This is a genomic window from Streptomyces sp. NPDC060205, assembly GCF_042728395.1.
Taxonomy (GTDB): domain Bacteria; phylum Actinomycetota; class Actinomycetes; order Streptomycetales; family Streptomycetaceae; genus Streptomyces.
In genome coordinates, this window is sequence record NZ_JBHWZP010000099.1 from 18,117 (window position 1) to 28,776 (window position 10,660).

13 protein-coding genes are annotated in these 10,660 nt (G+C 71.1%); 3 read left to right on the plus strand and 10 right to left on the minus strand.

Annotated features, from left to right (window positions below):
• Positions 1-46 precede the first annotated feature (46 nt).
• Together ACFWGJ_RS19290 and ACFWGJ_RS19295 are read left to right on the plus strand one after the other, a co-directional pair.
• Positions 47-790: an N-acetylmuramoyl-L-alanine amidase gene (locus tag ACFWGJ_RS19290; protein WP_387325826.1), complete on the plus strand. Its 744-nt coding sequence runs from the start codon at positions 47-49 to the stop codon at positions 788-790.
• Positions 791-947: 157 nt separating this feature from the next.
• Complete coding sequence (locus ACFWGJ_RS19295) at positions 948-1,364, plus strand: DUF1761 domain-containing protein (RefSeq protein WP_387325829.1); 417 nt, start codon at positions 948-950, stop codon at positions 1,362-1,364.
• A gap of 27 nt (positions 1,365-1,391) precedes the next feature.
• Here ACFWGJ_RS19295 and ACFWGJ_RS19300 read toward each other — a convergent pair whose 3' ends face one another.
• The 3 genes from ACFWGJ_RS19300 to ACFWGJ_RS19310 all read right to left on the minus strand — a co-directional run bounded on the left by ACFWGJ_RS19300 (position 1,392) and on the right by ACFWGJ_RS19310 (position 3,178).
• Entirely contained in the window at positions 1,392-2,561 is a 1,170-nt protein-coding gene (locus ACFWGJ_RS19300) for a cysteine desulfurase family protein (RefSeq protein ID WP_387325832.1), read from the minus strand.
• Positions 2,562-2,676: 115 nt separating this feature from the next.
• Complete coding sequence (locus tag ACFWGJ_RS19305) at positions 2,677-2,946, minus strand: DUF4190 domain-containing protein (protein ID WP_387325834.1); 270 nt, start codon at positions 2,944-2,946, stop codon at positions 2,677-2,679.
• A gap of 67 nt (positions 2,947-3,013) precedes the next feature.
• The gene (locus ACFWGJ_RS19310; RefSeq protein ID WP_387325836.1) at positions 3,014-3,178 is read right to left on the minus strand and encodes a hypothetical protein; all 165 of its coding nucleotides are present in this window, start codon (positions 3,176-3,178) and stop codon (positions 3,014-3,016) included.
• Between the two features lie 116 nt (positions 3,179-3,294).
• On the opposite strand from ACFWGJ_RS19310, the gene ACFWGJ_RS19315 reads away from it, so the two are divergent.
• On the plus strand, positions 3,295-3,921 hold the full coding sequence (locus ACFWGJ_RS19315) for a TetR family transcriptional regulator (protein ID WP_387325838.1): 627 nt from the start codon (positions 3,295-3,297) through the stop codon (positions 3,919-3,921).
• A gap of 74 nt (positions 3,922-3,995) precedes the next feature.
• Here the strand turns inward: ACFWGJ_RS19315 and ACFWGJ_RS19320 are convergent, their stop codons facing one another.
• From ACFWGJ_RS19320 to ACFWGJ_RS19350, 7 genes are all read right to left on the minus strand, one after another.
• Positions 3,996-4,409 (minus strand): hypothetical protein, encoded by a 414-nt coding sequence (locus ACFWGJ_RS19320; RefSeq protein ID WP_387325839.1) that lies wholly within the window; start codon positions 4,407-4,409, stop codon positions 3,996-3,998.
• 118 nt (positions 4,410-4,527) lie between these two features.
• Positions 4,528-5,529 (minus strand): helix-turn-helix transcriptional regulator, encoded by a 1,002-nt coding sequence (locus ACFWGJ_RS19325; protein WP_387325842.1) that lies wholly within the window; start codon positions 5,527-5,529, stop codon positions 4,528-4,530.
• 50 nt (positions 5,530-5,579) lie between these two features.
• A complete protein-coding gene (locus tag ACFWGJ_RS19330) occupies positions 5,580-6,446 on the minus strand; it encodes a thioesterase family protein (RefSeq protein WP_387325845.1) in 867 nt (288 codons plus the stop codon).
• A gap of 69 nt (positions 6,447-6,515) precedes the next feature.
• A complete protein-coding gene (locus ACFWGJ_RS19335) occupies positions 6,516-7,178 on the minus strand; it encodes a trimeric intracellular cation channel family protein (RefSeq protein WP_387325848.1) in 663 nt (220 codons plus the stop codon).
• A 99-nt stretch (positions 7,179-7,277) separates the two neighbouring features.
• Positions 7,278-8,519 carry an ABC transporter ATP-binding protein gene (locus tag ACFWGJ_RS19340; protein ID WP_387325850.1) on the minus strand — a complete coding sequence of 414 codons (1,242 nt, stop codon included), beginning with the start codon at positions 8,517-8,519 and terminating at the stop codon, positions 7,278-7,280.
• A 23-nt stretch (positions 8,520-8,542) separates the two neighbouring features.
• The gene (locus ACFWGJ_RS19345; protein ID WP_387325853.1) at positions 8,543-9,640 is read right to left on the minus strand and encodes an ABC transporter ATP-binding protein; all 1,098 of its coding nucleotides are present in this window, start codon (positions 9,638-9,640) and stop codon (positions 8,543-8,545) included.
• Positions 9,637-10,635: an ABC transporter permease gene (locus ACFWGJ_RS19350; RefSeq protein WP_387325859.1), complete on the minus strand. Its 999-nt coding sequence runs from the start codon at positions 10,633-10,635 to the stop codon at positions 9,637-9,639. The genes ACFWGJ_RS19345 and ACFWGJ_RS19350 overlap by 4 nt, the downstream gene beginning before the upstream one ends.
• Positions 10,636-10,660: the final 25 nt, after the last annotated feature.

The following is a 10,660-nucleotide window of genomic DNA, read 5'->3' on the forward strand; positions in this document are numbered from 1 at the left end:
ACGGGTCCCCGGGAACCGGAGCCCGCGAGTATCCGTTGAAGATCGCATGGGGGAGACCACGAATGACTCGGACCGGCGCGTCGGGCGGCGTGCGCTGCTCGTCGGCGGGGCCGCTGCCGCCCTGGGCACCGCCGTGCTGGCCCGGGACGAGCTGGCGCGTCTGTGGTGGCGTACGCCGGGTGTGGAGAAGCCGCGCAAGGAGGGCGAGGTCGACTTCGGGGGCGCGCGCTGGGTGGCCGCGTCCTCGGCGAACTGGCGGCGGGCGGACCGGCCCGACGACTTCGGCATAGACCGCGTGATCATCCATGTCACACAGGGCAGCTTCAAGAGCGCGGTGAAGGTCTTCCAGGACCCCGGCCACGGCGCCGCCGCGCACTACATCGTCGGCAAGGACGGCCGCATCACCCAGATGATCCGCGAGCTGGACGTGGCCTTCCACGCGGGCAACCGCGAGTTCAACGAACGCAGCGTCGGCATCGAGCACGAGGGCTTCGTCGACCGGCCGCAGGACTTCACGGACGCCATGTACGAGGCCTCCGCCCGGCTCACGGCGCGGATCTGCGCCCGGTACGACATCTCGATCGACCGCGAGCACATCATCGGGCACGTCGAGGTGCCGGGCACCGACCACACCGATCCCGGGCCGCACTGGGACTGGGACCGGTACATACCCCTGGTGCGTGACGCCGCGAAGCGTGACGCCGAGCGGTCCGCCGACCCGAGCACCGGCCCGAGCAACGGTGCGACGGCCGCTTCGAGGAGCGTTCCGGCTGCCGAGCGCGACGCGTGAGACGGAGTGCGGCCCGAAGCAGCGAAGCGGAGCAGCGACCCGGAGCAGCAGCCCCGAGCAGCAGCCGGGAGTAGAGGCCACAACCTGTCCTGTACCTCGCGAAGACTCTGCCCCGGCGGTCACACGGACCGCCGTTCGCCCCGCAAGGAGTCTGCGCGTGTTCTCCGTTCTCGCCGACATCAACTGGCTCGCCGTCGTCATCGCGGCCGTCGCGTCGATCGTGCTCGCCGGCCTGTGGTTCGCCGTCGTGATCGCCAAGCCGTACGCCGTCGCCCTCGGCCGTGAGGGCGCGCCCGCGCCCGCGCAGACGGCGGTCACCGCGGCCGGACCACTGGTGTGTCTGACGGTCACCGTCCTGACCAGCGCGGTGCTCGTCGAGGCCCTCGACGTCACCGGCCTCGGCGACGCCGTGGTCTTCGGGCTCCTCGTCGGGGTCGGGTACCTCGGCGCGATGACCTTCCAGATCGCCATCAACCCGAACTTCCCGCGCCCGCTGTACTACGGCGTCCTGAACGCGCCGTTCTTCGTCGTCACGAGCGTGCTCAGCAGCGTCGTCCTCGTCGCGATGCGCTGACGGGGTCGGGGTCGCGGGCGGGAAGGCCTAGCTGAGTCCCGCCGTGCGGGCCCGCTCCACCGCCGGGCCGATCGCCTTCCCCACGGCCTCCACGTCCGCCTCCGTCGACGTGTGGCCGAGGGAGAAGCGGAGGGTGCCGCGGGCCAGGTCCGGATCGGTTCCGGTGGCGAGGAGGACATGGCTGGGCTGGGCCACGCCCGCCGTGCACGCGGAGCCCGTGGAGCATTCGATGCCCTGCGCGTCGAGCAGCAGGAGCAGGGAGTCGCCCTCGCAGCCGGGGAACGTGAAGTGGGCGTTCGCCGGCAGGCGGCCCCCCTCCGCCGGGTCGCCGCCGAGGATCGCGTCCGGCACGGCCGCGCGGACCGCGTCGACCAGGTCGTCGCGCAGCGAGCCGATCTCGCGGTCGAACCACTCCCGCTGTCCGGCGGCGGTCCGGCCCGCGACGGCGAACGCGGCGACGGCCGGTACGTCCAGGGTGCCGGAGCGCACATGCCGCTCCTGGCCACCGCCGTGCAGGACCGGCACGGGGGTGTACTCGCGGCCGAGCAGCAGCGCCCCGATGCCGTACGGGCCACCGATCTTGTGCCCCGAGACGGTCATCGCGGCGAGTCCCGAGGCGCCGAAGTCGACGGGGACCTGGCCGAAGGCCTGGACGGCGTCCGCGTGCAGCGGGACCTCGAACTCCCCGGCCACGTCGGCGAGTTCACGGACCGGCATGATCGTGCCGATCTCGTTGTTCGCCCACATGACGGTCGCGAGGGCGACGTCGTCGGGGTTGCGGGCGATGGCCTCGCGCAGGGCCTCGGGGTGGACGCGGCCGTACCGGTCGACCGGGAGGTACTCGACCGTGGCGCCCTCGTGCTCGCCGAGCCAGTGGACGGCGTCGAGGACGGCGTGGTGTTCGACGGGGCTGGCCAGGACCCGGGTGCGGGCCGGGTCGGCGTCGCGGCGGGACCAGTACAGGCCCTTCACGGCGAGGTTGTCGGCCTCGGTGCCGCCGGAGGTGAACACCACCTCGCTTGGGCGGGCGCCCAGGGATTCCGCCAGGGTCTCCCGGGACTCCTCGACCGTGCGGCGGGCGCGGCGGCCGGCCGCGTGCAGGGAGGAGGCGTTGCCCGTGACGGCGAACTGGGCGGTCATTGCCAGGGCCGCCTCCGGAAGCATGGGGGTGGTCGCGGCGTGGTCGAGGTATGCCATGGTGAGCCCGATTCTAGGGCCCGCTCTCGACCGACTTGGTCAGGTGGGGGCTGTTTGCGCCCGGCCCGCGGTCCGGCCCACGGCCCGTACCCGGCCCGGCGGGGGCCGGCCCGGCTCAGAAACTCCAGGACAGCGTGTTGTCCGCCGACATGAAGGCGACCAGGACCACGAGGTCGGCGACGCCGAGGCCGAGGCCGAGGAAGGCGCGTCCGCGGCGGGTGGTGCCCCGGAACAGGGCCGTCGCGGCCAGGACGATCGAGACCGGGCCGAGGACGACGTTCAGGGCGAGCAGGCCGACCAGGCCGAGGATGAAGGACGCGACGGCCATGCCGTCGGCGTCACGGGTGGCGCTCCGGCGCCGCGGGGCGGCGGTGGTGAGTTCCATGTGTCTGCTCCCAGCAGGCGGTCGTACGTGGACGGGTGGCGGGACCGTGACGGGACGGCCGGGCGGTTCAGCCCGAGGTCTCGCGGCGGCGGCCGTGGCGCTCGCGGATCGCGAAGACCATCAGCCAGACGCCGATGACCACGGCGGCCACCACGGTGAAGGAGAGCGGTGCGTGGGCCACGGTGCCCAGCACGACGCCCAGCAGCAGGAGGGCTGCGACGAGGAACAGCATGAGTCGCCTCTCGTGACGGTTCGGTGAACGCTTGTGGTAACAGTTGTTCACTGAATCCAGAGTCTAGCGCGTCGGGCGACTTTCCCCCTACGGAGAACAGTTGTTTACTGCATGGCATGAGTCACAGTCTCGGTGTCCGGCAGGCCCAGAAGCAGAAGACCCGACAGGCGTTCCTGGACGCCGCGTTGGGCCTGCTGGAGGAGCAGAGCCTCAGCAGCCTGGGCCTGCGCGAGGTCACCCGTGCCGTCGGCGTCGCCCCGACCGCCTTCTACCGGCACTTCCACTCGACCGCCGACCTCGGGGTCGCCCTGGTCGAGGAGGCGCTCGGCAGCCTGCACCCGATGATCTCCGGCACGGTCTCCACGGCGGACGACAGCGACGAACGCATAGACCGCGCCGTCGCCCTGATCGCCCGTCATGTGCGCGCGTATCCGGCGCACATCCGGTTCATCGCCCGCGAGCGCAACGGCGGTGTGCAGAAGGTCCGGGCCGCGATCGCGGAGCAGATGGACCGGTTCGCCGACGAGGTGCGGGCCGAACTGGCCAAGCAGGCCGAGTCGGACGGCTGGAGCGACGACGATCTGCTGATGCTCGCCGGGCTGTACGTCGACCAGATGCTGATGACCGCCAGCGCCTTCCTGGAGGCGGACCCGGACGACCCGGCCGAGGAGGAACGGGTGGCCCGGGTGGCGAGGCGCCGGATGCGGCTGATCAGCATCGGCCGCCGCAACTGGCTGGGCTGACGCCCTCCCCCGCGTCACACGAAGGGCGCGTACGACGATCCCGTACGCGCCCCGAGTCCTGCGCTCCCCCGCCCCTAGCCCTGACTCTGCTGACTCTGCTGCCCCTGGCCCGGCTGACCCTGGCCCTGAGGTCCGCCCCCACCCGGCCCGCAGCCGCCGCCCTGGCCGCCGGGGCCGCCGCTCGGCATCCCCGACGGCATCCCGGAGGGCGCGCCCGACGGGGCCTTCCCCGTGGCCGCGCCGGAGGGTGCTCCCGACGGCACGCCCGAAGGTGTCCCCGAGGGCGCCCCTGACGGCATTCCCGACGGGGCCCCGCTCGGCCGCCCCGACGCGCCGCCGCCAGGACCGCCCGACGGCGGCTGACAACTCGACTGCGCCGACGTCCCGTTGCCGTTGCCCGACGAGGAGTCGTCCGATCCGCAGGCCGTCAGCAGGAGTGGCGCGAGCGCCAGCAGGGCGACGGCGGGGACGTGACGTACACGCTTCATGCGACAACTCCGTTGTATGAAACCGGTGAGATCAATGAGATTGATCTGAGATCTGAGAAGCGCATGCAACCAACCGTTCATGGGCCCCGCTTGGGCCCGCGCTGTGCCCCGCCTGTGGTTAGGGCAAAGGACGCCTCAACTCCCCTGCCGGCAAAGCCTGGCGGTAGAGCTCCGTCACGGCGGCCGCCGCCCGCGCCAGTTCCTCGCGCACCCCGGGCGGTGAGAGGACCTCCAGCCGGTCCCCGAAGGCGAGCAGCGGGCGCGCCTCGCCCACGACCGCGTACGCGAGCCGTGCGACGACCCACTCGCTCGTCCCGTCGTCCTCGGGCGGTTCGGTGAGGGTGCCGCCGTGCAGGCGCAGGAACAGGCCGAAGCGGTCGCGCCGGACCCGGACGGTCACGTCGATGCCGCCGGGCCGCTCCTCGACCTCGCGCCGCAACGCCTCCCAGGCGTCGGCCAGTTCCACCCCGGGCCGCCGCCGCACCGGCGCGTCGGTGGCGCGGGCCGAGCGCACCCGGTCGGCGCGGAAGAGCCGGGGCCTGCCGCGCCGGTCGGCCACCAGGTACCAGACACCCGCCTTGGCGACGAGCCCGTACGGGTCCACGGTGTACGTACGCGGCTCGGTGTCGCCGCCGTGGCGGTAGCTCAGCCGCAGCCTGCGGTCGGCGAACACCGCGTCCTGGAGGACTCCCAGATCGACCGCGGCCCCGGCGCCCGGCCCGCCCTTCCAGCGCGTGGCGTCCACCAGGATGCGGCGGCTGGTGACCTCGGCGGCGGGCCGGTGCGGCTCGGGCAGCGCGGCCATCACCTTGCGCAGCGCGGAGCCGAGGGCCGCGTCGAGGCCGAGCGCGGCGTGGGCGCCTTGCGCGGCCAGCACGAACAGGGCGCGCGACTCGTCGGCGGTGAGCCCGGTGACGTCCGTGCGGAATCCGGCGAGCAGCTCGATCCCGCCGTGCCGGCCGCGCTCGGCGTAGACCGGGACGCCGGCGGCGGACAGCGCCTCGACGTCCCGGTAGATGGTCCGCACCGACACTTCGAGCCGCTCGGCGAGTTCGGGCGCGGGCACCCGGCCACGGGTCTGCAGCAGCAGAAGGATGGCCAGCAGCCGGTCGGACTTCACGCCCTCACTGTACGAAGTCCGGGCGGCGCACGAAGTGGGGGAACCCCGGGTCAGCCGAGGCGCACCCGGGCCAGCTGGCGGGACTGGGCGACGAGCCGGTCCGCGCTGTCCCAGACCTCGGCGTCCTCCTCCAGGAAGCCGCCCGCGAGGTTGCGGGTGGTGATGGCGATCCGCAGGGGCCCGGGCGCCGGACGGCTGCGCACGTGCACGGTCAGCTCGACGGTGGGCACCCAGCCGGTCAGGCCGAGTTCGAAGGCGGTGGGCGGCAGCGCGTCCACCGCGAGGAGCAGGGAGAGCGGGTCGGCGTCGCGGCCGTCGGCGAGGCCGAACCAGGCGCGCATCTCGCCCCGGCCGGACGGCGCTCCGAGGGCCCAGCCGAGCGTGGCCGGGTCGAGCTTGAGCATCAGCCGGTCGGCGATGGCGGAGCTGCCGGGCACGGGGGCTCCGTCGGGGCTGTCCGAGGCGCCGAAGCACTGGTCGATCGGCGGGATCGCGGGCGGCAGCGCGGTCGTACGGACGTCGTCGGGGAGGCCGTCGAGGTCTCCGTAGGAGGCGAGGACGCGGATGCGCTCGACCTCGTGGCCCTCGTCGTCGTACTGGAAGAGGGACGCCTGGCCGGTGGAGAGGGTGCGCCCGGCGCGGACGGTCTCGGTGCGCACGACCGCGGGGCCCGGGCGGGACGCCGTCAGGTAGTGCGCGGAGATCGTGAACGGGTCGGGGTGCGGCAGGGCGTCGGCGAGGGCGCGGCCCAGGACGGCGAGGAGGTAGCCGCCGTTGACGGCGTTGATGATCGTCCATCCGGCGGACAGGTCGATGTCGTAGACGCCGGGTTCGCGTCGGGTGACCGCGGTGTCGCGGTCGAACTCGCTGTCGCCGATCCTGGCCCGCAGCGCGTGCGCGGTAGCTGCTTCTGGCATGCGTGAACGGTACAACAGGTCATTACTAAGCGGTAGCTTTTCCTGTTTCGATCATGTGAACCCACGGGTTCACTCCGGCACCTCCACCGCCGTCGAACGCCGGTGCCACGCCCGGGGCGCGCGCCAGTGGTAGCGCATCGCGAGCAGCCGCAGCGCGAAGGCGGTGACGACCGCGAGCCCCGAGGTGAACGGGCTCAGCACGTCGTAGCGGATGCACAGGACGACCATCGAGGCGCCGACGATGGCGGGCACGGCGTACAGGTCGCGGTCCCAGCGCAGCAGCGACGGCACCTCGTTGGCGAGGACGTCCCGCAGCACGCCGCCGCCGACGGCCGTGGCGAGGCCGAGGGTCGCGGACGCGGTGAGGCCGAGCCCGTACTCGTACGCCTTCGTCGTGCCGGAGACGCAGAAGAGGCCGAGGCCGGCCGCGTCGAAGACGTTCACCCCCAGCTGGATCCGTTCCACCTCGGGGTGGAGGAAGAACACGAGCAGGGTGGCGAGGAGCGGGGTGAGGAAGTACCCGAGGTCCGTGAAGGCCGCGGGCGGCACCGCGCCGATGATCAGGTCCCGGAACAGGCCGCCGCCCAGCGCGGTGACCTCCGCGAGGACGGCCATGCCGAAGACGTCGAAGTTCTTGCGCACGGCCAGCAGCGCGCCGGAGATCGCGAAGAAGAAGATGCCGACGAGTTCGAGCGTGTGCTGGACGGAGGGCGTGAAGAGTTGCTGGAGCACCTCTGTATTCTCACCCAGCACTGAGCCCCCGCCTTACATTGCAAGGCGGGGGCTCAGTGTTACGTGCCTTACTCACGGCACGTGATTCTCTTGCTTCTCTTACTTCTCCTTGGCCGGAGTCTCGTCCTCGGGCGCTGCCACGGCCGGCGTCTCGGCCGGCGTGGTCGACACCTCCGCGACCTCCGCCGCCACCGCGGCCGAGGTCGCCGCGGACTCCGCGAGCACCTCGTCGGCCACGAGCTCCGCCGCCTGCTTCGCGACGGTCAGCAGCACGGTGTCCTGCGGTGCCTGGTCCTCGAAGTTCTCCGGGTGGTGGCAGGCGACCTGCTGACCGGGCTTCAGCTCCAGGAGCGGCGGCTCGGTGGTCGTGCAGATCTGCGTGGCCTTCCAGCACCGGGTGTGGAAGCGGCAGCCGCTCGGCGGCGCGATCGGCGAGGGCACGTCTCCCTGGAGGAGGATGCGCTCGCTCTTGGCCGACTTGCGCCGCGGGTCCGGGATCGGCACGGCCGACATGAGCGCCTTGGTGTACGGGTGCATCGGCGCCTTGTACAGCGAGTCGCGGTCGGCCAGCTCGACGATCTTGCCGAGGTACATCACGGCGATACGGTCCGAGACATGGCGTACGACGGACAGGTCGTGCGCGATGATCACGTACGTGAGGCCGAGCTCCTGCTGGAGGTCGTCCAGCAGGTTCACCACCTGCGCCTGGATCGACACGTCGAGCGCGGAGACCGGCTCGTCCGCCACGACCATCTTCGGGTTGAGCGCGAGCGCGCGGGCGATGCCGATGCGCTGGCGCTGGCCGCCGGAGAACTCGTGCGGGTAGCGGTTGTAGTGCTCGGGGTTGAGCCCGACCACCGACAGCAGCCGCTGGACCTCCTTCTTGACCCCACCCTCGGGCGTGACGCCCTGGAGCTTGAAGGGGGCGCTGATGATCGTGCCGATGGTGTGGCGCGGGTTCAGCGACGAGTAGGGGTCCTGGAAGATCATCTGGACGTCACGGCGCATCGGACGCATCGCGCCGACGCCGAGGTGCGTGATGTCCTTGCCCTCGAACTCGACCTTGCCCGCGGTCGGTTCGAGCAGCCGCGTGATCAGCCGGCCCATCGTCGACTTGCCGCAGCCGGACTCGCCCACGACGCCCAGGGTCTCACCGGACTTGACCTCGAAGTCGAGGCCGTCGACCGCCCGCACCGCGCCGACCTGCCGCTGGAGCAGGCCCTTGCGGATCGGGAAGTGCTTCTGCAGCCCGGTCACCTTCAGGAGCGTCTCGCCGGGAGCGGCGTCCCTGGTGAGGGTCGCACCCGAGGCCACGCCTTCGCGCTGTGCGGAGTCGGCCACTGGTTTGTCCTCTGCTTTGTCACTCACAGCTTCGGCGCAATCTCTTCGGTCCAGATCCGTTCCCGCTGCTCCGGTGTCATGTGACAGGCGGCCCAGTGCCGGCCGCCGACCTCGGCCAGTTCCGGACGGACCGTGCGGGTGACGTTGTCCTTGGGTACGTCCGCGTACGCGCAGCGCGGGTTGAAGGCGCAGCCCGTCGGGAGGTTGATCAGCGAGGGCGGGGAGCCCTTGACCGGGATGAGCCGTTCGGTCTGCTCACGGTCGAGCCGCGGCATCGAACCCAGCAGACCCCAGGTGTAGGGGTGCTTGGGCTCGTAGAAGACCTTCTCGGCCGGACCCCGCTCGATGCACCTGCCGCCGTACATCACCAGGATGTCGTCGGAGAGTTCGGCGACGACGCCCAGGTCGTGGGTGATGACGATGACCGCCGAGCCGAACTCCTTCTGCAGGTCCCGGATGAGGTCGAGGATCTGCGCCTGGACGGTCACGTCCAGGGCGGTCGTCGGCTCGTCCGCGATCAGCAGTTCGGGGTTGTTGACCAGCGACATCGCGATCATCGCGCGCTGACGCATACCGCCCGAGAACTCGTGCGGGTAGCTGTCGACGCGCTTGTCCGGCTGCGGGATGCCGACGCGGTCGAGCATCTCGATCGCCCGCCGGCGGGCCGTCTTCTTGTCGACCTTGTGGTGGATCCGGTAGGCCTCCACGATCTGCTGACCGATCGTGTAGTACGGGTGCAGCGCCGACAGCGGGTCCTGGAAGATCATCGCCATCTCGCGGCCACGCAGCTTGCGCACGTGGTCGGGGTCGGCGGTGAGCAGTTCGGTGCCGTCCAGCCAGATCTCGCCGGAGATCTGGGCCTTGCGCTTGCCGTACTGGCCGGTCGTGTGCAGGCCCATGATGCCGAGCGAGGTCACCGACTTGCCCGAACCCGACTCGCCCACGATACCGAGGGTCTTGCCCTTCTCCAGCGAGAAGCTGAGCCCGTCGACGGACTTGACCAGTCCGTCGTCGGTCGGGAAGTGCACCTTGAGGTCGCGGACTTCGAGGAAGGCGGAGGGCGCGGGCGAGTCCTTGACGGGCTCCCCCACGGCGGCTCCGCTCTTGCTGAGTTCGGTCATGAGAGCCTCACTCGGGGGTCGATCACGGCGTACAGCAGGTCGACCAGCAGGTTCGCGATGATCACCGCGAGCGAGGTGATCAGCGTGACGCCCAGGATGACGGGCAGGTCCTTGTCACTGATCGCCTTGAGGACGGCCTGTCCGAGTCCGGGAAGGCTGAAGGTGGTCTCGGTGAGGATCGCGCCACCGATCAGCGCGCCGAGGTCCATGCCGAGCATGGTGAGGATCGGCGTCATGGTGGAACGCATCGCGTGCTTTCCGATGACGACGGGTTCGGTCAGGCCCTTGGCACGGGCCGTACGGATGTAGTCCTCGCCCAGGACCTCCATCATGGTGGCTCTGGTGATGCGGGCGTACATCGCGGCGTAGAGGAAGGCGAGCGTGATCCAGGGGAGGATCATGCCGCCGAACCAGCCGGTGAAGCTCTCTTCGAGAGGCACGTAGCTGCCGTCGATCCAGCCCAGTCCGTAGCTGAAGATCGCCAGCGACAGCATGCCGGTGAAGTAGATGGGGAGCGAGACGCCGCCGAGGGCGACGATCATCGCGCCACGGTCCCAGACGGAACCGCGCTTGAGGGCGGAGAGCACACCCGCCGCCACACCGAAGAGCAGCCACAGGACGGCGGCACCGAGCGCGAGACCCAGGGTCACCGGGAAGCGGTCGGTGAGCACCGGCCAGATGGCCTGCTCGCTGCGGAAGGAGTAGCCGAAGCAGGGCGCCGCGCACTCCGTGACGTCGCCGCCACCCGAGTACGTACGGCCTACGAAGATGCCTTTGAAGAACTCCCAGACCTGGGCGAAGATCGGGTCTGCCAGACCGAGCTTCTGCCGCACGGCCTCGATGGCCGCAGGGTCCGCCTGCTTGCCGACGAACATCGTGGCCGGGTCCACGCCCGCCCAGCGGGGGACGAGGAAGAAGATACAGAAGACCACCAGGATGATGATCACCAGCATCACTGCGGCGGCGAAGAGCCGCCTGATGAGGTATGCGAGCACTGCTCTCGGCCCGGCGGCGGGGCCG

What these genes read in the sequence shown, in the direction of transcription:
- ACFWGJ_RS19290 (WP_387325826.1), top strand. Translation starts at nt 47, where the DNA reads ATGGGGGAGACCACGAATGACTCGGACCGGCGCGTCGGGCGGCGTGCG.
- ACFWGJ_RS19300 (WP_387325832.1), bottom strand. Translation starts at nt 2,561, where the DNA reads ATGGCATACCTCGACCACGCCGCGACCACCCCCATGCTTCCGGAGGCG.
- ACFWGJ_RS19305 (WP_387325834.1), bottom strand. Translation starts at nt 2,946, where the DNA reads ATGGAACTCACCACCGCCGCCCCGCGGCGCCGGAGCGCCACCCGTGAC.
- ACFWGJ_RS19310 (WP_387325836.1), bottom strand. Translation starts at nt 3,178, where the DNA reads ATGCTGTTCCTCGTCGCAGCCCTCCTGCTGCTGGGCGTCGTGCTGGGC.
- ACFWGJ_RS19315 (WP_387325838.1), top strand. Translation starts at nt 3,295, where the DNA reads ATGAGTCACAGTCTCGGTGTCCGGCAGGCCCAGAAGCAGAAGACCCGA.
- ACFWGJ_RS19320 (WP_387325839.1), bottom strand. Translation starts at nt 4,409, where the DNA reads ATGAAGCGTGTACGTCACGTCCCCGCCGTCGCCCTGCTGGCGCTCGCG.
- ACFWGJ_RS19330 (WP_387325845.1), bottom strand. Translation starts at nt 6,446, where the DNA reads ATGCCAGAAGCAGCTACCGCGCACGCGCTGCGGGCCAGGATCGGCGAC.
- ACFWGJ_RS19345 (WP_387325853.1), bottom strand. Translation starts at nt 9,640, where the DNA reads ATGACCGAACTCAGCAAGAGCGGAGCCGCCGTGGGGGAGCCCGTCAAG.